General features: G+C 71.0%; 19 protein-coding genes. 16 read left to right on the forward strand and 3 right to left on the reverse strand.

Annotated features, from left to right (window positions below):
- The first annotated feature begins 76 nt into the window (after positions 1-76).
- The 15 genes from ACQPZZ_RS16855 (at position 77) to ACQPZZ_RS16925 (ending at position 15919) form a co-directional block, all read left to right on the forward strand.
- A complete protein-coding gene (locus ACQPZZ_RS16855; RefSeq protein WP_363642972.1) occupies positions 77-1090 on the forward strand; it encodes a PaaX family transcriptional regulator in 1014 nt (337 codons plus the stop codon).
- Between the two features lie 146 nt (positions 1091-1236).
- Positions 1237-2160, forward strand: a complete 924-nt coding sequence (locus tag ACQPZZ_RS16860; protein ID WP_432933088.1) for a PaaX family transcriptional regulator — start codon at positions 1237-1239, stop codon at positions 2158-2160.
- A 149-nt stretch (positions 2161-2309) separates the two neighbouring features.
- Positions 2310-3203 (forward strand): transporter substrate-binding domain-containing protein, encoded by an 894-nt coding sequence (locus tag ACQPZZ_RS16865; protein ID WP_432933090.1) that lies wholly within the window; start codon positions 2310-2312, stop codon positions 3201-3203.
- Positions 3200-4075: an amino acid ABC transporter permease gene (locus ACQPZZ_RS16870; protein ID WP_432933092.1), complete on the forward strand. Its 876-nt coding sequence runs from the start codon at positions 3200-3202 to the stop codon at positions 4073-4075. The genes ACQPZZ_RS16865 and ACQPZZ_RS16870 overlap by 4 nt, the downstream gene beginning before the upstream one ends.
- Positions 4072-4890 (forward strand): amino acid ABC transporter ATP-binding protein, encoded by an 819-nt coding sequence (locus ACQPZZ_RS16875; RefSeq protein ID WP_432933094.1) that lies wholly within the window; start codon positions 4072-4074, stop codon positions 4888-4890. Before ACQPZZ_RS16870 ends, ACQPZZ_RS16875 begins: the two co-directional genes overlap by 4 nt.
- Positions 4887-6023: a CapA family protein gene (locus ACQPZZ_RS16880; RefSeq protein WP_432933096.1), complete on the forward strand. Its 1137-nt coding sequence runs from the start codon at positions 4887-4889 to the stop codon at positions 6021-6023. The genes ACQPZZ_RS16875 and ACQPZZ_RS16880 overlap by 4 nt, the downstream gene beginning before the upstream one ends.
- Positions 6016-7254: a CaiB/BaiF CoA transferase family protein gene (locus tag ACQPZZ_RS16885; RefSeq protein ID WP_432933098.1), complete on the forward strand. Its 1239-nt coding sequence runs from the start codon at positions 6016-6018 to the stop codon at positions 7252-7254. Before ACQPZZ_RS16880 ends, ACQPZZ_RS16885 begins: the two co-directional genes overlap by 8 nt.
- Before the next feature lies 1 nt (position 7255).
- Positions 7256-8377 (forward strand): 2-hydroxyacyl-CoA dehydratase, encoded by a 1122-nt coding sequence (locus tag ACQPZZ_RS16890; protein WP_432933101.1) that lies wholly within the window; start codon positions 7256-7258, stop codon positions 8375-8377.
- Positions 8365-9612 carry a 2-hydroxyacyl-CoA dehydratase gene (locus ACQPZZ_RS16895; RefSeq protein ID WP_432933103.1) on the forward strand — a complete coding sequence of 416 codons (1248 nt, stop codon included), beginning with the start codon at positions 8365-8367 and terminating at the stop codon, positions 9610-9612. Before ACQPZZ_RS16890 ends, ACQPZZ_RS16895 begins: the two co-directional genes overlap by 13 nt.
- Positions 9613-9866: 254 nt before the next feature.
- Entirely contained in the window at positions 9867-10793 is a 927-nt protein-coding gene (locus ACQPZZ_RS16900; protein ID WP_432933105.1) for an SDR family oxidoreductase, read from the forward strand.
- 10 nt (positions 10794-10803) lie between these two features.
- A complete protein-coding gene (locus ACQPZZ_RS16905) occupies positions 10804-11694 on the forward strand; it encodes an amidohydrolase family protein (protein ID WP_363643001.1) in 891 nt (296 codons plus the stop codon).
- Positions 11691-12149: a MaoC family dehydratase gene (locus tag ACQPZZ_RS16910; protein WP_432933107.1), complete on the forward strand. Its 459-nt coding sequence runs from the start codon at positions 11691-11693 to the stop codon at positions 12147-12149. The genes ACQPZZ_RS16905 and ACQPZZ_RS16910 overlap by 4 nt, the downstream gene beginning before the upstream one ends.
- Positions 12150-12405: 256 nt before the next feature.
- Entirely contained in the window at positions 12406-13947 is a 1542-nt protein-coding gene (locus ACQPZZ_RS16915) for an acyl-CoA synthetase (RefSeq protein WP_432933109.1), read from the forward strand.
- A 123-nt stretch (positions 13948-14070) separates the two neighbouring features.
- Positions 14071-14418, forward strand: coding sequence for a hypothetical protein (locus tag ACQPZZ_RS16920; RefSeq protein ID WP_432933111.1), 348 nt, complete (start codon positions 14071-14073; stop codon positions 14416-14418).
- Position 14419: 1 nt separating this feature from the next.
- Positions 14420-15919, forward strand: a complete 1500-nt coding sequence (locus ACQPZZ_RS16925; protein WP_432933113.1) for a hypothetical protein — start codon at positions 14420-14422, stop codon at positions 15917-15919.
- A gap of 227 nt (positions 15920-16146) precedes the next feature.
- Here the strand turns inward: ACQPZZ_RS16925 and ACQPZZ_RS16930 are convergent, their stop codons facing one another.
- Both ACQPZZ_RS16930 and ACQPZZ_RS16935 read right to left on the reverse strand, forming a co-directional pair.
- A complete protein-coding gene (locus ACQPZZ_RS16930) occupies positions 16147-17007 on the reverse strand; it encodes a CU044_5270 family protein (protein ID WP_432933115.1) in 861 nt (286 codons plus the stop codon).
- Positions 17000-17563 carry an RNA polymerase sigma factor gene (locus ACQPZZ_RS16935; RefSeq protein ID WP_432933117.1) on the reverse strand — a complete coding sequence of 188 codons (564 nt, stop codon included), beginning with the start codon at positions 17561-17563 and terminating at the stop codon, positions 17000-17002. Before ACQPZZ_RS16935 ends, ACQPZZ_RS16930 begins: the two co-directional genes overlap by 8 nt.
- Positions 17564-18115: 552 nt before the next feature.
- Here ACQPZZ_RS16935 and ACQPZZ_RS16940 point away from each other — a divergent pair.
- Positions 18116-19093: an L-threonylcarbamoyladenylate synthase gene (locus ACQPZZ_RS16940; RefSeq protein WP_432933119.1), complete on the forward strand. Its 978-nt coding sequence runs from the start codon at positions 18116-18118 to the stop codon at positions 19091-19093.
- A 91-nt stretch (positions 19094-19184) separates the two neighbouring features.
- On the opposite strand, the gene ACQPZZ_RS16945 is transcribed toward ACQPZZ_RS16940, so the two are convergent.
- Positions 19185-19799, reverse strand: a complete 615-nt coding sequence (locus ACQPZZ_RS16945; protein WP_363642914.1) for a TetR/AcrR family transcriptional regulator — start codon at positions 19797-19799, stop codon at positions 19185-19187.
- Between the last annotated feature and the right edge of the window lie 131 nt (positions 19800-19930).

Consider the following 19930-nt stretch of genomic DNA (forward strand, 5'->3'; position numbering starts at 1 on the left):
AGGTCGAGCCCGGTGAGCGCGCCCCTGTTCAGGGCGTGGCAGGCCGGGGCACCTACACCGGCTGAGGAGTCTGACGATGGAGGGACGCCGGGTCGCCGCGTCGCCGGAACCCGGCTCCCTGCCCAGGGCCCGGCAAGGGGCGGAACCCCAGCGGCTGCTGACCACGCTGCTGGGCGATTACTGGTTCTGGCGGCAGGAGCACATCCCGTCCGCGGCGCTGGTCCGGCTGCTGGAGGAGTTCGGCATCACCGCGACCAGCGCCCGCGCCGCCCTGCGGCGGGTCGCCTCGCGAGGGCTGCTGGCCAGTTCCCGCAACGGCCGCACCACCGCGTACGGACTGCCGCCCCGGGCGTACGACGTGATCGTGGCGCACATGCGACGGCTGCTGACGTTCGGCGCCACCACGCCGTGCTGGGACGGGCAGTGGACGGTCGTCACGTTCTCGGTGCCGGAGGACCAGCGGGACACCCGCCGCGCGCTGCGCGACGGGCTGCGCCTGCTGCACTTCGGCATGATCTTCGACGCGGTGTGGGTGTCCCCGCACGACAGGACGGACGACGTCGTCGACCTCGTGCGGAGGCTGGGCGTGCGCGGGGCGGTCGTGTTCCGGGCCCGCAAGGTCGCCGACGACGACCTGGACCCGGTGCTGGACCGCGCCTTCGACATCGCCGCGCTGCGCGAACGCTACCTGCGCTTCATCGACGCCCACCGGCCGGTCGCCGAGCGGCTGGCGGTGTCCGTCCCGTGCCCCGCCGGGGCGCTGCGGCTGCGGACCGCGATCATGACCGACTGGCGGGTGTTCCCCACGCTCGACCCCGATCTCCCCGCCGAGTTGCTCCCCGCCGGCTGGCCGCGCGACGAGGCCAGGCGGCTGTGCGTGCAGATCTACGACTCGCTCGGGGAACCGGCGGAGCGGCGGTTCCGCGAGATCCTCGCCGAGTTCGACCCGGAGCTGGCCGGTCTGGCCGCGCACCACACCTTCGCGCAGGTGTCCGCTCTGGAGTCGCCGGCGATACGCCGTCACACGAACTTCGACGAGACGACGGACCGCGACCGCCTGGATCTCCTCGCCGGCGGGTCCCTCGGCTGATGCGGCTGTCGCGGCACCTCGGGTAGATTGCGGCACCAGCGGCCGCGGTCGTGGCGGAGATCCGTTGCGGTGCGGCTTCATGTCGCTCGAAAGCATGACAGTCTGATAACGAGCGTACGATCAAGCGTTGTCCATATACTCCAGTTGTGAATGATCGTGAAAGGTCCGAGGCAGAGGACCTCGATTTCCCGCGCTTCCAGGTGGGCGCACCCCCGCAACACCTGATCACGACGCTCCTCGGTGACTACTGGATAAGCAGGCCCGAGCAACTGCCGTCCGCGGCCCTGGTGCGGCTGACCGAGGAGTTCGGTGTCTCCGCCGTCGCGGCCCGGGCCGCACTCAGCCGCCTGACCAGGCGAGATCTGCTGGTGTCGTCCAAGGTCGGGCGGCGCACCTACTATCGCCTGACGGATCGGGCCGCCGCCGTGATGCTGGAGGGACGGCAGCGGATCATGTCCTTCGGCCTGGAGCAGGGCGCGTGGGACGGGAGATGGGTGATGGCGGCGTTCTCCATCTCCGAGGAACAACGCGACCTGCGCCACACGCTGCGCGCCAGGTTGCGCTGGCTCGGCTTCGCCCCGCTCTACGACGGGCTGTGGGTCTCGCCCACCGCCAACGCCGACAGCGCGGCGGCCGTGCTCGCCGAGCTGGAGATCCCCATGTCGACGATCTTCCGGGCCGAGGCCCTGGATCTCGCGGGCATGCGCGCCCCCCGGGAGGCATGGGACTTCGACCAGCTCCGGCGCACCTACGAGGAGTTCGTGGCCCGATATTCGCCTCTTCTGGAACGCGTACGCAAGGGCGTGGTCGGCGCGTCCGAGGCGCTGGTGGCGCGTACGGGGATCATGGACACCTGGCGGACGTTCCCCAACCACGACCCCGACCTGCCGGCGGAGCTGCTGCCCGCCGACTGGCCCCGCGCCGAGGCCAGAGACCTTTTCGTCGAGATCTACGACACCCTCGGGCCGCTCGCCGAGTTCCGCGTCAAGCAGATCGTCGCGGAGTTCGAGCCCGAGCTGGCCGAGCTGGTCGCCCATCACCGGACCAGCTCCATCCTCGCGCTCACCTGAGCGCTCCCCGGCGACGGGGCGGCGCTTCGGTCGCCCCGCACGTCTCCGCTGCACAACCGCCTCTTGACAGGTGTGCATCCCTAGGTGTGACACTTATCCCCACGACCGCAAAGTGAAATGCAGCATTATCTGGTCGCGGAAGGACCACCATGAGAATGCCCAGGACCATCCTCGCGGGTGCGGCGGCTTTGGCCCTCGCCAGTGTCGCAGCCTGCGGTGGAGGCGACGGTGAGACGCAGCGGCCGGCCGGCGCGACGGCTCTGTACGACGCCCTGCCCGACAGCATCAAGGAAGCGGGCGTCATCCGATTTGCCGGGGATTCCCACCCGCCCTATCGGATCGTCGCCAACGACGGCAAGACCGTCACGGGCATCGACAAGGAGTTGCAGGACGCCCTCGGCAAGGTGCTCGGGGTCCGCACCGAGATCTCGATCGTCAGCGGCCTGCCCGCGGCGCTGTCCGGCATGCTCGCCAACCGATACGACGCCTTCAACGGTCCGGTCAAGGACAGCGCCGAGCGTGAGCAGCAGTTCGACGCGCTCGTGTGGATGGTCACCCGGACCTCCTACCTGATCCCCAAGGCCGGGTCCTCGGCCATCAAGAGCTCGGGTGACCTGTGCGGCAAGCGCGTCGCCGGCACCGCCGGCAGCATCGTGGAGGACCAGGCCAAGCGCCTGACCGAATGGTGCGCCAAGCAGGGCAAGCCGGCGATGGAGTTCATCGGCTTCGCCGACACCAACGGCACCATCCTCGCCGCCAAGTCCGGCCGGGCCGACGCGGCCGGCATGACCGAGAGCGCCGCGCTCGACGTGCTCTCCAAGGAGAAGGACGCCTTCACGTACGTCACGCAGACCGAGGAGCAGGGCGCCGGCGTCGACCAGCTGGCGATGCTCGTGCCCAAGTCCAGCGGTCTCGGCCCGGTCATGCTCGACGCGTTCAAGGAGATCTTCAAGAACGGCGAGTACAAGAAGATCATGGACAAGTACGGGCTCCAGAGCGTGTCGGTGCCGGAGCCGAAGATGAACACCGCGGCGACGCAATGAGCGTGGCACCCCAGACCGTGCCACCACAGGCCGTGCCACCACAGGCCGTGGACGTCGCCGCCGCCCGTCCGCGCGTCCGGCCTCTGCGCTGGGTGGCCGGAGCCGTGCTGCTCGTGCTCGTCGCGCAGTTCGCCTGGTTCCTCGTCACCAACCCGGAGCTCAAGTGGCCGGTGGTCGGCAGGTACCTGTTCGACCCGAACATCCTGCGCGGCCTCGGCATGTCGCTGCTGCTCACCGTCATCGCGATGGTGCTGGGCAGCGCGCTCGGGGTGCTTCTCGAGGTGGGCAGGATGAGCGGCTTCCGGCCGGTGGTCTGGGCCTGCACCGTCTACGTCACGGTCTTCCGCAGCATCCCGCCCCTGGTCCAGCTGATCTTCTGGTTCAACCTCGGTTACCTGCTGCCGCGGATCCCGCTGGGCGTGCCGTTCGGCCCGACCTTCGTCTCGTGGCCCACCAACTCCGTGATCAGCTCGTTCACCGCGGCCGTCATCGGGCTCACCCTGCACGAGGCCGCGTACATGGCCGAGATCGTCCGGGCCGGCATCACGTCCGTGGACGGCGGCCAGCGTGACGCGGCCCGCGCGATGGGGTTCACGGCCCGGCAGAGCTTCGTCAAGGTCGTGCTCCCGCAGGCGATGCGGGTGATCATCCCGCCCACCGGCAGCCAGTTCATCACCGTGCTCAAGGGCACCTCGCTGGTCAGCGTGATCGCGATGGCCGACCTGCTCTATTCGGTGCAGGTGATCTACAACAGGACCTACGAGGTCGCGCCGCTGCTGATCGTCGCCTGCGCCTGGTACCTGGTGGTGGTCATCAGCCTCTCGCTCGGCCAGCGGCGCCTGGAGCGGCACTTCGGAAAGGGGCAGCGGTGAGTGACACGCCCGTCCTGCGGGTCCGTGACGTACGCAAGCGGTTCGGCGACCACGTGGCGCTCGACGGGGTGAGCCTGGACGTGCACGAGGGCGAGGTCGTCGCGGTGATCGGCCCGTCCGGCTCGGGCAAGTCCACCCTGGCCCGGTGCGTCCACCAGCTGCAGGGCATCGACGGCGGGGCCATGTACCTCGACGGGGAGCTGCTCGGCTACGAGTTCCACCGGGGCCACCTGCGTCCCCTGCCGGACCGGCGGGTGGCCGCCCAGCGCGGCCGCATGGGCATGGTCTTCCAGCAGTTCAACCTGTTCGCGCACTGGACCGTGCTGCGCAACGTCGTCGAGGCGCAGGTGCTCATCCACGGCCGGAGGCCGGAGGAGGCGCGGCGGGAGGCGCTGCGGCTGCTGGAGCGGGTGGGGCTCGCCGACAAGGCGGACGCCCATCCCCGGATGCTCTCCGGAGGCCAGCAGCAGCGCGTCGCCATCGCGAGGGCGCTGGCCACCAACCCGCGGATCATGCTGTTCGACGAGCCCACCAGCGCTCTGGATCCCGAGCTGGTGGACGAGGTGCTGAGCGTCGTGCTCGACCTGGCCCGCGGCGGCATGACCATGATCATCGTGACGCACGAGATGAGCTTCGCCCGCGAGGTGGCCGATCGGTGCGTCTTCATGGAGAACGGCCAGATCGTCGAGTCGGGCACTCCCGAGGAGATCTTCGACAACCCCGCCTCGCCCCGCCTGAGAGCCTTCTTGTCGCGCTTCTCCGGGCGCGCGGCGCAGACCCCCGACGAACGTATGCAGGAGGAGACCAGCTCTTGAGCTTCACGGTAATGGCCGTCGGCGACCTCGTCGTCGACGAGCCCGACCCCGCGTCCTTCTTCGCCCCCGCCCGGGAGACGCTGGGCCGGGGCGATGTGGTGATCGGCCACATCGAGGTGCCCCACAGCACGTCCACGGCCCAGGTGAGCACCGACGTCCCCGCTCCGCCCGCAGACCCCGCCGCGCTGTCCGCGGTCGCCGGCGCCGGCTTCCACGTGGTGACGCTCGCGGGCAACCACGTCTACGACGTCGGCGACCAGGGAGTGGCCGACACGATCAAGTACGCGACCGAGGCCGGAATGGCCACCGCGGGCGCCGGCCTGACCCTCGAGGAGGCCCGCCGTCCCGCCGTCGTGGAGCGCGACGGCCTGCGGATCGGGGTGCTCAGCTACAACTGCGTCGGTCCGCGCGAGTCCTGGGCGACCAGCCGCAAGCCCGGGTGCGCGTACGTCAAGGTGCTGACCCACTACGAACTCGACCACGCCAGCCCCGGCGGGCCGCCCGCCGTCTACACCTTCGCCGACCCCGCCTCTCTGGAGCGGATGGCCGAGGACGTGGCGGCCCTGGCCGCCGAGGTCGACATCGTGACGGTGTCGATGCACAAGGGCGTCGGGCACACGCCCGCCGTGCTGGCGATGTACGAGCGGCCCGTGGCGCACGCCGCCATCGACGCCGGCGCGCACGCCGTGTTCGCCCACCACGCGCACATCATGCGCGGCATCGAGATGTACCGCGGCAGGCCGATCTACCACGGCCTGGGCAACTTCGTGACCGTCACCCACGCGTTGACGCCCACCACGGGCGACGCGGGCGAACGGGCCGCGTGGGCACGCCGCAGAGTCGAGCTGTACGGCTTCGCGCCCGACCCGGACATGCCGTACTACCCCTTCCATCCCGAGAGCCGGAACACCGCGATCGCGGTATGCCGGTTCGACCGGGACGACCAGGGCGAGGCCGGCCTGGTCTCTGCCGGAATCGTGCCCTGCTGGATCGACGGCGCGGGCAGGCCCGTGCCGCTCGGCGACGACGAGGAGGGGAGGCGGGTCGTGTCGTACATCGAGCACATCACTCGGCAGGCGGGCCTGAAGACGGAGTTCCACTGGGAGGGAAACGAGGTGGTGCTGCGTGGCTGACCGTCCGCTCGCCGGCCGCACGGTGATCGATCTGACCACCGCACTGTCCGGACCGTACGCGACCCTGCTGCTGGCCGGGCTCGGCGCCCGCGTGATCAAGGTGGAGAACCCACTGACCGGCGGCGACACCTCCCGCAACAACGCCCCCTATCTCGGTGCGGACGGGCTGACGCTGGGCCGCCAGGGGGACGACGACATGTCCGTGTCGATGCTCCTGCGGGGCCGCAACAAGCAGAGCGTCACGCTCAACCTCAAGCACCCCAAAGCCCGCGACATCCTGGCCGGTCTGGTCAGGGAAGCGGACATCATGATCGACAACTACAGCGCCGGCGTCATGGCCCGGCTCGGCATCGGCCACGACTGGGCGAGCACGGTCAACCCGCGCATCGTGTGCACGTCGATCAGCGGCTTCGGCGCGCAGGGCGGCCCCGGCTCCGGCAAGGCGATGGACACCATCATCCAGGCGCTCAGCGGCGTGATGATGACCGCGGGCGCGCCCGGTGAGCCGCCCGTCCGGTTCGGGCTGCCGGTGGGCGACCTCGTCGCGCCGCTGTACGCGGTGATCGGCACGCTCGCCGCGGTCCTGCGGGCCGACGCGACCGGTCAGGGCCAGCACGTGGACGTGTCCATGCTGGGGGCGCTGACCTCCCTGGTCGCGTGCGAGCCGTTCGACGCCTACGAGAAGCTGGGCCTGCCCATGCGCACGGGGACGACCGTGCCCAGGCTGGCGCCGTTCGGAACGTTCCCGGCCGCGGACGGCTGGTTCGCGCTGTGCGGGCCCACCGACGCGTTCGCCCGCGGCCTGTTCGCGGCGATGGGACGCGACGACCTGGCCGGAGACCCGCGCTACGCCTCCAGAGACGCGCGCGTGGCCAACGCGGGTGAGCTGCACGAGCTGGTGGCCTCGTGGGCGGCGGACCGCCCGCTCGCCGCGATCCTCGACGCGCTCACCCTGAACGGCGTCCCCGCCGCCGAGGTGCGTGAGCCCGGCGACGCCGTACGCGACCCGCTCGTGCTCCAGCGCGAGGAGGTCGTGCCGCTGGAGCATCCGCGCCACGGTCGCCCCGCGGACCTGTACGGGACCGGCGTGCCGATCCGCTTCTCCGCCTCGGAGACGGGGCTCGACCGGCCGGCGCCGGCCCTCGGCGAGCACAACGCCGAGATCTACGGCGGCCTGCTCGGCTACTCCGACGACGAACTCAAAACCCTGGCCGAGGAGGGGGTGATCTGACATGCCCACGGCGCTGACCGCGCTGGAGGAGGCGTACGCCCGGCGCGGCGCACCCCGTCCCCCGGCCCCCCCGGCCTCCACGGCCGTCCCGGAGGGCCCGGCCGATGACCGGACGCCGGTTATCGGCTACGTCGGAGCGGACATGCCGGTCGAACTGCTGACCGCCGCGGGGGCCCGCGCGATCCGCCTCACGGGCGACCCGGAGTCCGGCTCCGAGCTCGGCGACCGATACCTGGGCGGCGGAGTGGACCCGATGGCCCGCTCGGTGCTCACCCGGCTGCTCGCCGGGTCCTTTGGCGACCTCGATCGCATCGTGGTCTCGCACGACTGCGAGGCGTCCCTGCGGCTGTTCTACGCGCTGCGCGAGCTGCGCCGGGTGGAGCCGGGCACGGGACTGCCCGAGGCGTACCTGGTGGACATCCTGCACCTGCCGCACCGCACGACCGCCCGGTACAACCGCCGCAGGATCGGCGAGTTCGCGGCCAGGCTGGAGGCCTGGACCGGCCGCCCCCTCGACCTGGCCGGGGCGGTGGCGGCGCACAACGAGCGGCGCCGTCTGCTGGCCGCCGTCGCCGAGCTGCGCCGGGCCGCGCCCGCCCGCCTGACGGGGCGGCAGTTCCTCGCGGTGGCGGGCGCGGCCCTGCCCGTGCACGAGCACATCGCGCTGCTGGAACGGCTGCTGGCCGAGGCGGGAGAGCTCGAGGAACACGCGGGACGGCGCGTCTTCCTGAGCGGCAGCGACCACGACACCCCGCACGTGTACGACGCGATCGAGTCCGAGGGCTACGTGATCGTCGGCGAGGACCACTCCTTCGGCGGCCAGTCCCCGGACCGGATGGTCGGCGCGGGCGGCCTCGACGCGCTGGCCGAGCACTACCACCACATCGGCCCGACCGCCCACCGGGCCACGGTGAGCGAGCGCGCGGCCCACGCGGCGAGGGCCGTACGGCACTGCGGGGCCGAGCTCTTCGTCGCCTATTCGAGGACCGGCGACGAGGCTCCGGCCTGGGACTTCCCCGCGCAGCGCGCGGCGCTCGACATCCCCGCCGTGCTGCTGGAGCGCCAGGAGTACGGGCGTGCCGACCTGACCGCCCTGCGGAAGGAACACCCATGCGCAGTGTGAAATCCCTCGCCACGGCGGCCGAGGCGGGCAGGCACCAGCGCGAATGGTTCGCCGACCTGCGGCAGCGGGTCGCCGCCGGCGAGCCGTTCGCCCTGCTGAACGCGGACGTCCCGCACGAGATCTTCCGCACGATGGACATCCCGTACGCGGTCAGCCAGTGGTGGGCGTCCCTGGTGGCCGCCAAGCAGCGCTCGGGGCACTACCTGGAGCTGGTGCGGCAGCGCGGCTACCCCGACTACTCCGAGCAGTACAACTCGGTCACCCTCGGCTCCGCCTTCGATCCGGAACCGGAGGCCGGCCCGTGGGGCGGCCTGCCCAAACCGACCATCGTCGTCGGCGACGCCACCGGCGACGTCACCCGCAAGGTCTTCGACATCTGGGGTCACGAGCCCGGAGTCACCTTCTATCCGCTGGAGAGCGCCGCCGAAAACGAGGTTCCCGCCAACTGGTGGGAGCTCATGCCGCACCGATGGGAGCAGGCGGTCGGCCCGGCCCGGCTGGACCTGCTCACCGGGGAGCTGGAGAACCTCGTCAGGTTCCTGGAGACCACCACCGGCCGCCGCTTCGGCGAGTCGCGCTTCCGCGAGGTGATGGCCCTGGTCAACGAGCAGGAGGAGTGGAACAGGAAGGCGCGCGACCTCATCGCGCGCACCCGGCCCGCCCCGCTCGGCGTCGTCGACAGCATCCCCAGCGTCATGCTCCCGCAGTGGCACCGGGGCACCGAGTGGGCCCGGGACATCGCCAAGCGGTTCTACGAGGAGGTGCGCGACCGGGTCGACGCGGGTCAGGCCGCGTGCCCGGACGAGCGCGCCCGGCTGATGTGGATCGGCCGCGGCCTCTGGTACGACATGGGCTTCTACCAGCGCTTCCAGGACGAGTACGGCGCGGTGTTCGTCTGGTCGATGTACCTGGCCATCGCCGCCGACGGGTACATCCGCTACGGGGACGACCCCATGAGAGCGCTGGCGGCACGCTTCGCCGCCTTCGGCGACCAGCTCTACACCCCGCCGTGGTCGAGCGAGTGGTATGTGAAGGAGGCCCGCCTGCACGGCATCGACGGCGTGGTCCACCTGGTCTCCGACGACCCCCGCGGCAGCTACTTCACCGCCAGGGCACTGGAGGCGGCCGGGATCCCGGTGATCGAGATCCACGCCGACAACGTCGACGCCCGCACCTTCGACGACGAGGTGGTCAAGCGCATCGGTCAGTGGCTGGAGAACGTCGTCCTGGCCTGACCTCGACGTGACGCGGCGGCGCCCGTCCCGAGGCGGCCGCGTGGCACCCACATGCCCGGAAGGGGCTGCTGCCGCGCGCCCGCTGCCGCCTGCCCGTCATTCCCTGCTCGTCATTCCGGCCCTGATTCGGTGCGGATCACGTACGGGATCAGGGCCTGCGGGAGGCGGAGCGGGGACGTTGGGCAAATCTTTGACGATCGTCATGAGAGCGTCATATATTCCAATCAATCGCCGTACAACTCAGGGGGAATCCCATGGATCTTTCCGGCAAGGTCGCCGTTGTCACAGGTGCGGGCCGCGGGCTCGGCCGCGCGTACGCCGAGGCGCTTGCCGCGGCCGGGGCGGCGGTGGTCGTCAACGACGTGGACGCCGACGCGGCCGCGCGGGTCGTCGAGGCCATCACCGCCAAGGGCGGCCAGGCGAGGAGCGTCGTCGCCCCGGTCGGATCCGCCGAGGTGGCCGACCGGCTGGTCGGCACCGCGGTCGAGGAGTTCGGCCGGCTGGACGTGATGGTCACCAACGCGGGCATCCTGCGCGACCGGGTCCTGTGGAAGATGTCGGACGACGACTTCGACGCGGTGATCGACGTGCACCTGCGCGGCACGTTCACCTGCGCGCGGGCCACGGCGATCCGGATGCGCGAGCAGGGGACCGGCGGCCGGCTGATCCTGATCTCCTCGCCGGCGGGCCAGCGCGGCAACTTCGGGCAGACCAACTACGCGGCGGCCAAGGCCGGCATCGTGGCGATGGCCAGGACCTGGGCGATGGAGCTGGGCAGGGCGAACATCACGGTGAACGCGGTCGTCCCGGTGGCGGCCACCGAGATGACCAAGACCATTCCCGTGTTCGCGCCGATCATCGAGGAGTCCGAGCGGACCGGCCGGCCGTTCCCCGAGTGGCTGCGCAAGGACGAGGGGCTGGGCACGGTCGAGGACGTGGCGGAGCTCGTCGTGTTCCTCGCCTCCGACGCCTCCGCGGGGGTGACCGGCCAGGCGATCGGGATCGGCGGCGACCGCCTCGCGCTGTGGTCGCACCCCGGTGAGAAGGCAGTCGCGTTCGCCGACGGAGGGTGGACGGCCGAGACCATCGCCGCCTCCTGGCAGTCGGGCGTCGGCGCCGAGCCGGAGACGTACGGCATCCCCGCGCCGAAGGTCCCCGCTTCGGACGCTCAGGGGGCCTGACATGGCCGTCATGAACGTCGCCGATCTCGTCGCGATCGACGTCCACACGCACGCGGAGATCTCCAAGGACGGGCACGGTTCGCTGAGCCCGGAGCTGTTCGGCGCCTCGGAGGACTACTTCAAGGCCCACGGGCACCGGCAGCCCACCATCGCGGAGATGGCCGCGTACTACCGGGAGCGCACGATGGCCGCGGTGGTGTTCACCGTGGACGCCGAGCACGCCACCGGGCACCCGCGCATCTCCAACGAGGAGGTGGCCGAGAGCTGCGCGGAGCACGCCGACGTGCTGATCCCGTTCGCCAGCGTCGATCCCTGGAAGGGCCGGGCGGGCGTGCGCGAGGCGCGGCGGCTGGTCCAGGAGTACGGCGTGCGCGGGTTCAAGTTCCACCCGAGCATCCAGGGCATCGCCCCCAACGACCCCGTGGCGTACCCGTTGTACGAGGCGATCGAGGAGCTGGGCGTCCCGGCGTTGTTCCACAGCGGGCAGACTGGCATCGGCGCGGGCGTCCCCGGCGGGGGCGGCATCCGGCTCAAGTACGGCAACCCTATGCTGGTGGACGACGTGGCCGTGGACTTCCCCGAGCTGCGGATCATCCTGGCCCATCCCTCGTTCCCCTGGCAGGACGAGGCGCTGGCGGTGGCCACGCACAAGCCGTACGTCTACATCGACCTGTCGGGATGGTCGCCGAAGTACTTCCCGCCGCAGCTCGTGCGGTACGCCAACACGCTGCTGAAGGACAAGGTGCTCTTCGGCTCCGACTACCCGGTGATCACCCCCGACCGCTGGCTGACCGACTTCGACAAGCTCGAGATCAAGCCCGAGGTCCGCCCCAAGATTCTGAAGGACAACGCCGTACGCCTGCTCGGGCTCGGCACGCAGGAGAGGACGACAGACGCATGACCACCACGGCGTACGGGCTCGACGAGATCAGGGCGCTGGCCGGCAAGGACCTCGGCCACAGCGGCTGGCTGGAGATCACCCAGGAGCGGGTGAACACCTTCGCCGACGCCACCGACGACCACCAGTGGATCCACGTCGACCCGGCCAGGGCCAAGGACGGCCCGTTCGGCGGCACGATCGCCCACGGATACCTGACCCTCTCCCTGCTCATCCCGCTGTTCAACGAGCTGCTCGACATCCAGGGCGTGAAGATGAGCATCAACTACGGCCTGGAGAAGGTCCGCTTCCCCAGCCCGGTCAAGGTCGGCGCCAGGATCCGCCTCGGCGCGGCCGTCGTCTCCGTCGAGGACGTCCCCGGCGACGGCGTCCAGATGCTGCTCGACTTCACCGTCGAGATCGAGGGCGCGAACAAGCCCGCCTGCGTCGCCCGGGCCATCTACCGGCACTACGCCTGATCCGTCCTCGCGCGCCGTTCCCGCGCGGAGGCGGCGCCACGACCTTCATCACCCGGCCGCGCCGATGTCCTGGTCGTCGTCACACGGTTCCGCCCGAGGGCGGCGACCACGGGTCGGGCAGCCGGGGCGCCGGCGGATCGGACGCCGCGACGGTGAGGTGGCGGACCGCCGAGCCGCGGCGGATCTCTCAGCGCGATGCCTGTAGCCGCACGGGCGGCTTCCCCGATCCCCCCAGCTCACAGGAGGTCGAACACCAATGCGCAACGCCGGACTGGGAGGGTGGCCCGCCCGCAGGGCCCAGATGACACCGGACCGGACCGCGTTCGTCTTCGCGGACCGGCCCGTCACCTACGCCGAGGTCCACGAACGGACGACACGGCTGGCGTCGCGGTTGGGCGAGGCGGGGGTGCGGGCCGGCGACCGGGTCGCCTATCTCGGCCGCAACCACGTCGCCTTCGTCGAGACGATGTTCGCCGCGCACCAGCTCGGGGCGATCTTCGTGCCGCTGAACTTCCGTCTGGCCGCACCCGAGATCGGTTACATGCTGGACCACTCGGGGGCCGAGGTCCTGATCTACGCGCCCGAGTGCGCCGAGGTGGTCCGCGCCCTGCCGGCCGCTCTTCGGGAGGTCGTCGCCCTCGACGCTCCGGGACCGGGGGAGCGGCATTACGAGACCTGGCTCGCGGAGGGCGATCCCACCCCGATCGACACGCCCGTGCGGCTGGACGACACCGCGCTCATCCTCTACACCTCGGGGACGACCGGGCGGCCCAAGGGCGCGATGCTCACGCACGGCAACCTCGTGTGGAACTGCTTCAACCTCCTGCTCGGCGTCGATGTGACCAGCGACGAGGTGACGTTGATCAGCGCGCCGCTCTTCCACGTCGCCGCACTGAACCAGACCCTGCTGCCGACCTTCCTCAAGGGCGGCTGCTCGGTGATCATGCCGTCGTGGGACGTCGACGAGTGTTACGACCTCATGGAGAAGTACGACGTCACCTGGATGTTCGGGGTCACCACGATGTTCGCCGCGTTCGCCCGGTCGCCCAGGTGGGCCGGCGCGGACCTGTCGTCGCTGCGTCACCTCATGGCCGGGGGAGCGGCGATCCCCGCCGCCCTGATCCGTACGTACCAGGAACGGGGCCTGGTGTTCTGCCAGGGATACGGGCTCACCGAGACCGCCCCCGGCGCCACCTTCCTCGAGGCCAGTCAGAGCGTGCGCAAGGTGGGGTCGGCGGGGGTGCCGGTGTTCTTCGCCGACGTACGGGTCGTGCGGCCCGACGGCGCGGACGCGGCGGTGGGACAGCCGGGTGAGGTGCTCATCCAGGGGCCGAACGTGACTCCCGGCTACTGGCGCAACCCGGAGGCGACCGCGGCCGCGTTCTCCGACGGCGGCTGGTTCCGCTCCGGCGACGTCGGCGTCCTGGACGAGGAAGGCCACCTGTACGTCGTCGACCGGGTCAAGGACATGTACATCTCGGGCGGGGAGAACGTCTACCCGGCCGAGGTCGAGGCGGCGATCTTCGAGCATCCGGCCGTCGCCGAGGTCGCCGTGCTCGGCGTGCCCGACGCCAAATGGGGCGAGGTCGGCCGCGCGTTCGTGGTCCTCCGCCCCGGAGCGAGTGTCACCACCGATGAGCTGCGCGAATTCCTGCGCTCTCGCCTGGCCAAGTACAAGATCCCGGTCTACTTCGACATCGCGGACGACCTGCCGAAAACGGGCTCGGGGAAGATTCAGAAACCGCGACTGCGACGCCTCCCGCTGCCGGACGGCGGCCTCTCCACTTCGCCGGAGTGATCGCGGCGCAGCCCGGCGCGTGCCGAGCCCCGCACCACGGCCGTGGCGGCACCGGGGGCCGTCACCGCCGGGCAGGGAAGCCAGGAGGGCCCCGGACGACCGGGTTCCGATACGGCGGGCAGCGTGACGCTGCTGACCGGTGACCGTGTCGTGGTCACGGGCAGGAGCTTCCGGGTGGAGCCGGGCGCGGACCGGGAAGTGCACTTCTCGTCCGGATACCGCAACGGGCACCTGTACGTCATCCCGTCCGACGCCGTGCCCCTGATCTCCCGGAAAGTGCTGGACGAGCGGCTGTTCGACGTCACCCACGATGCGGACACGGCCGACATCCCACTGATCACACAGGCGCCGCAGGGCACGACCCCCACGCTGAAAGCCCGCGGGTGGGCAGGCGTCGGCCACTGGCACGATCGACGCCGAGGACAAGGGTCCCGGCGACTATCCCGGCGTCATCACCGCCACGACCGGTGACATGGTGGTCCGCACCCCGGGCGGGGCCTATGTGGAACCGGAGTCCTACGACGCCACGGTGACCGTCCTGGGCAGGGACGGGGCCGCCGCGGAACCGATGCGGAGCTTCGTCTACGACCAGGCGACCGGCACCCAGCGCACCCTCGTCTTCCACGGCAACGTGGCCAGGATCAGGTTGCCGAAGGGACGCTGGAACCTCTGTACCGAAATCTACGACGGGGAGGATCACAGCCTGACGATCGCGCATCAGCCGTTCGAGATCGATGACGCCGACGTTTCGCTGACGGTCCACGGCCCAAAGGCGAGGCAGATCACGTTCACGGTCGACGACCCCACCGCCGTCCCCGGCCGCGGGTTCTCCCTGTCCATGGTCAACGGCCCCTTAGTGATCGGGATGTCCGCGTACGGCTACTCCGGCGGCGTCCACGTCGTCCCGGTGCGGCAACCGGGATTCGCCTACCTGGCTCAGACCGCCTGGACCAAGAAGGGCGCGACGCCCACCCCCTACCGCTACGACCTCGTCGACTACCGCAAGGGCGGCTTCCCCGACAACCCCGGGTACACCGCACGAACCCGGGACATGGTCAAGGCGATCGAAACCTACCGCTCGTCCGTCCCGGGTGCCACCGGCGGGCTGCACACAGGGCCGGTGATCCCCGGCAGCGACCTTCCGGGAGGGATGGGCGCCTCGGACGTCCCGCTGCCGAGCCGTCTGACGCGATACCTCACCCCGGGGTTCGCGTGGATCGACGAATTCGACACGGACGGCCTGGTCGAGCTCGGCACCGGCCCGGTGCGCGACAGGGACTTCACCCAGGTCTGGAACGCCGCGGTGACCGGCTCTTCGTTCGCCGCCTCCGGCGGCAGCCGTACCGGCGACACACTGGACTTCCCCGCCAACGGGCTTTACACCAGCGGAACCGCCGGCCGTACCGGCATGGACGCGACCGTGACCGGCACCCTCACCCTCGCCGGGAACGGAAAGGAGATCGCCAAGACCGACATCACCGGTTGCATCGCCTACGAGAGCGAGGAATGCTCGCTCACCGCCACGTTGCCCACGGCGGACACCGCCTACACGCTGACCGTCTCCTCCCGGCGGCCGGAAGCAGGGCTGTCCACGGGCGTCGACGCCGTCTGGACCTTCCACTCCGCCCGTACGGCGAAGCCCGAGCCCTTGCCGCTGATGGCCGTGCGCTACGCGCCGCAGGGCCTCGACGACGCCAACCGCGCCAAGCCGGGGTCACAGACCACCGTGCCGATCTGGGTCGAGAGGGCTCCCGGCGCCCGCGGGGCGGCCGTCTCTTCGATCACGCTGGAGACGTCCGCCGACGACGGGAGGACGTGGCGGCCGGTGCGCGTCCGGGCGACCCGATCGGGCTGGACGGCGCGGCTCGGCAACCCCGCCGCTCCAGGCTACGTCTCGCTGCGCGCGACGGTCACCGACAAGGCGGGTAACGGTGTCACCCAGACAGTGACCCGCGCCTACGCCGTCGGGTGACACCTACGGTCACACGGTGAGCCCCTGAGGTTGAGGGTGCCCTGCCCAAGCGGCTTCGCCGTGGAGGGTGGGGCACCCGGGCCGCGCTGATCAGCGGAGAACCGGCGCCCGAGAGAACCTGTTCGGCCTCCGCCGCACCGTCGTGGTCCACTACCTTCACGCCATCACACGTCAGACGGCCGACCTCCAATCGGGGCCGGCCGACTGACGGTTACATGACCGGTGCCCTAGCTCTTCTTCACCGGAGGAAGCCGGTCCGTCCACTCGGTGGTCAGGGAGATGAGCCTGTCGTCCCAGGCCAGGTCACCGTCGTCGGTGATGACGAGGTTGGAGCGGGTCACCAGGGCCTTTTCGGGATCGACGACCAGCTCGATGTCCTTACCGCCACCGGGGTAGGGGAAGCGCAGTCGCTGGCCGCCCTCGACCGCGCCCGCGTTCTCGACTCCCGGCGTCGCGGCGAGCGCCCGGAACGCCGCCGAACGGACCTCCGCGGGCGCCGGCAGCCCCATGATCAGCGCGAGCAGGGTGAAGGTGGGATCGCCATGGATCTCGGATGCGGACATGTCATTCTCGTTGCCCTTGCGGTCGATGATCCACTTTTTCAGCGCCTCCGGGTCCGTCGGCAGCCTTTCCAGTTCCCCGAAGGTCACCTTGGCGCCCTTGAGGCTGAGTGTTTTCCAGGCCGGCGCCGTTATGACGGCGTCCGGGAGATCCCCCGGCATCCCCTTGATCCAGCGCTTGCCGTCGCGCCTGGTCCAGCTCTCCATCCGCGGGCCGTCCGGCGTGGACGACTGCCGCGTGACGTGCCAGTACGTCCCGGGACCTTGGGGCGTACGTTCCGCGCTGACGGCGGCCATGAGCAGGACATCCTTACCCGTGACCGGTGCGCCGTCGTTCGTGGGCGCCCCCGTGGTCAACACGACCGCCGCGGCGGCCCCGGCCGCGACCAGTGCGACTCCCGGCACGAACCAGCCGACGCGCCGGCGCGACCGCATCCTTCGCTGAAGGCGATCTCTGCCGCGCGCGACCGCCGCAGCGGACGGCTCCGGCTCGGCCAGCAGAGTGGCGATCTCTTCCAGGTCATTCACAGGTCGTCTCCTTGTCGATGAGGGCCTGGATCTTGGCGCGGGCCCGGCTGAGTCTGGAGCCCACTGTGCCGAGGGAAATGCCGAGCGCCTGCGCTACCTCGTTGTAACTGAGCTGGCCCAGCGCCAGGAGCAGCAGCACGTCACGCTCGCCGCCGTTCAGTGAGGCGAGTGCCTTGGCCAGGTACGGCTGGGCGGTCACGGAGGTGACGACCTGGCTCTCGTGTCCTTCCACGACCGGCGCGGGGTCCAGCCGGGCCAGCGCCTTGTAGCGGCGGGCCTCCTTGTGGCGGTGCCTGGCCACCAGGTTCGTGGCGAAGCCGAACAACCAGGGCCTCAACCCCCCTCTTTCCGGCTCGAATCGGTCACGCCGGTCGAACGCCAGCAGGAACGTCTCTGCCGTGATGTCCTCGGCCACCTGGGTGCCCAGGCGTCCCGCCACGTACCGGTATATGTCGTGGAAATACCGGTCATACACGGCGGTGAACAGCTCGGAGTTCCGTTGGTAGCCGGCGACGAGCTCGGCGTCGGTCACCTGCTCGCCCACGTCGGCGGTCACGTGCCCGTCTCCGTCATGAATGCGCCTTCCGGATGGTGATCATTACTTTCATCCATCCTTCGCTGCACGCCCGCCTTTTCTTCCCGCCCCCCTGAGCCGCCCTGGAACGGCGACGCCGCGACGGGCCGTCAACGGTCCGGGCAGGTCCGCGTGCGCGGACAGCTCATCGGGGGAAACGCGTAGCCTCATCACGCGGCCGGGGGCCGCAGGCCGAGCCACTGCTCGGCGTCCCAGGCCTGGAACCGCTCGACCTCGGTGAACCCCAGCTTCGCCGCGAGGCGATCGTAGAGGCCGTCGCCGCGTCAACGGGGCCACGGGCGGCGTGGGGCACTTCGCGCTGCAGTTGGCGAGATGGAAGGGTGCCCGCGTGATCGCGGTGGCGTCGGGCGCGCATGAGTCGTTCCTGCGCGAACTCGGCGCCCTGTGACCTTGCCGGGGGCGCGGCGCTGCCCCGCCGTCGAGTACGACGGTTCCTCCGGTCTGTTCACGGCGCACTGATGCGCCGACGGGGCCACGGAACAGGGACGGAGGAACAGTGAGAGGATTGCGAAGGTGACGGCAAGAACCAGTGACATCGAGAAGGCGGCCGGGGTGCTGCGCGCCGGAGGCCTGGTGGCCTTCCCGACCGAAACCGTCTACGGCCTGGGCGCCAACGCCGAGGACCCTGCCGCTGTCGCGCGCGTCTTCCAGGTCAAGGGGCGCCCTCCCACCCACCCGCTGATCGTTCACATCGGCGGCGTGGAGCACCTGGGCGACTGGGTGGAGGACGTGCCCGCGACGGCACGCCTGCTGGCCGAACGCTTCTGGCCGGGGCCGCTCACGCTGGTCCTGCGGCGCGGCCGCCGGGTGCCTCTGGAGACGACCGGTGGCCTGGAGACCGTGGCCGTGCGGGTGCCCGACCACCCCGTCGCCCTCGCGTTGCTGTCGGCCTTCGGCGGCGGTGTCGCGGCCCCGTCCGCCAACCGCTTCGGCTCGGTCAGCCCCACGACGGCGAGTCACGTCCGTGCGGAGCTCGGTGAGGCCGTCGACTTCGTGCTGGACGGCGGCTCCTGCGAGGTCGGCGTCGAGTCGACGATCGTCGACGTCACGGGCGGCACCCCGAGCGTCCTTCGGCCCGGCGGGGTGACGCGCGAAGACCTCGAAGCGGTGCTGGGGAGCCCGCTCGCGGTCCCTTCGACGAGCCGCATCCGGGTGCCGGGCCAGCATCCGTCCCATTACGCGCCGCGCGCGCGGGTCGTCCTCGTCGAGCCCGAGAAGGTCGTCGCCGAAGCAGAGCTCGCGCAGGAGCTCGGACACCGGGTGGGCGTCTTCCTTCCCCCCTCCTTCGCCGACGCCGAGGTGAAGGCGCACGCCGTGGTGGCGCTCCCGGACTCGATGGCCGCCTACGCGCACGGGCTGTACGGGTTCCTGCGCGAGCTCGACCAGCGGGGGTGCGACCTCATCGTCGCGTCCCTGCCGGTGGAGGAGGGTCTGGGACTCGCGATCGCCAACCGGCTGCGCCGCGCCGCCGGGCCCCGGCCTTCCGAGTGACCCGCACCGGCGCCTCGCGGCTCTTCCAGCCGATCAGGGCCATGGGCTGCCGTGGGACAGGCGGCCTCGAGCGGGGGAGGCCCGCCGGAGCTCACCCGCCGGTCCCCGCCTCCGGCGTTCCGCCGCGGATGCCGTTCTCGAGACTGCGCAGCACCGAGTGCAAAGCCTGGTGGCGAGGGACGCGCCCCTTGTGCACCGCGTCGCAGCCGGCGTACAGAAGGGCCCAGAACACGCCCTGAATCCAGGCGCCGCTCACCTGCGGGTCGAACGCCCCCTGGGCGCGGCCCCGCTCGATCAGGTCGGCGACGGGGTCGGCCCCGGCGGCCGGTTCGCCCAGGCTCTCGAAGGTCGCGCGCACGCCCGGATCGCTAAAGAGGAACAGCAGATGGTCGCCGACGTCGAGCATCACGGCGACCAGCCGGCGCATCGCCTCGACCGGATCGCCGTCGTCGAGCCTGGCGTCCCGCACCGCCCGGCTGATCACGCTCGCGGAGTCCCTGACGACCGCGTTGATCAACGTCTCCCGGTCGGGGAAGTAGCGGTGCAGGCTGGTGCGGCCCACGTCGGCGGCCTCGGCGATCTCCGCGAGCGTCGCGGCGCGGTTCCTGGCCAACAGGGACGCCGCCGCCGTCAGGATGGCGCGACGGGTGCGTGCGCGGACCCGGGACTCCGCGGGCGTCGCCTCCGGGGACGTGGTGCTCGACATGACCCGAGCCTAATAAGTGACCCCGGTGGCGTTCCCGCCGCTGTCCGCCAGGGCCGCGCAGGGCCGCGCGGGGCCGGCGCACCCTCGGCGCCGCCCCCGGAGATCGGGTCGCTACCCTTCTCGACGGCGGG

The organism is Microbispora sp. CA-135349 (assembly GCF_050947365.1).
In the GTDB taxonomy this organism is placed as follows: domain Bacteria; phylum Actinomycetota; class Actinomycetes; order Streptosporangiales; family Streptosporangiaceae; genus Microbispora.

Coding starts and splice junctions, on each gene's coding strand:
- ACQPZZ_RS16945 (WP_363642914.1), bottom strand. CDS start 19,799: ATGTCGAGCACCACGTCCCCGGAGGCGACGCCCGCGGAGTCCCGGGTC.
- ACQPZZ_RS16915 (WP_432933109.1), top strand. CDS start 12,406: ATGCGCAACGCCGGACTGGGAGGGTGGCCCGCCCGCAGGGCCCAGATG.
- ACQPZZ_RS16855 (WP_363642972.1), top strand. CDS start 77: ATGGAGGGACGCCGGGTCGCCGCGTCGCCGGAACCCGGCTCCCTGCCC.
- ACQPZZ_RS16910 (WP_432933107.1), top strand. CDS start 11,691: ATGACCACCACGGCGTACGGGCTCGACGAGATCAGGGCGCTGGCCGGC.
- ACQPZZ_RS16905 (WP_363643001.1), top strand. CDS start 10,804: ATGAACGTCGCCGATCTCGTCGCGATCGACGTCCACACGCACGCGGAG.
- ACQPZZ_RS16865 (WP_432933090.1), top strand. CDS start 2,310: ATGAGAATGCCCAGGACCATCCTCGCGGGTGCGGCGGCTTTGGCCCTC.
- ACQPZZ_RS16870 (WP_432933092.1), top strand. CDS start 3,200: ATGAGCGTGGCACCCCAGACCGTGCCACCACAGGCCGTGCCACCACAG.
- ACQPZZ_RS16925 (WP_432933113.1), top strand. CDS start 14,420: ATGGTGGTCCGCACCCCGGGCGGGGCCTATGTGGAACCGGAGTCCTAC.
- ACQPZZ_RS16900 (WP_432933105.1), top strand. CDS start 9,867: ATGGATCTTTCCGGCAAGGTCGCCGTTGTCACAGGTGCGGGCCGCGGG.
- ACQPZZ_RS16890 (WP_432933101.1), top strand. CDS start 7,256: ATGCCCACGGCGCTGACCGCGCTGGAGGAGGCGTACGCCCGGCGCGGC.
- ACQPZZ_RS16895 (WP_432933103.1), top strand. CDS start 8,365: ATGCGCAGTGTGAAATCCCTCGCCACGGCGGCCGAGGCGGGCAGGCAC.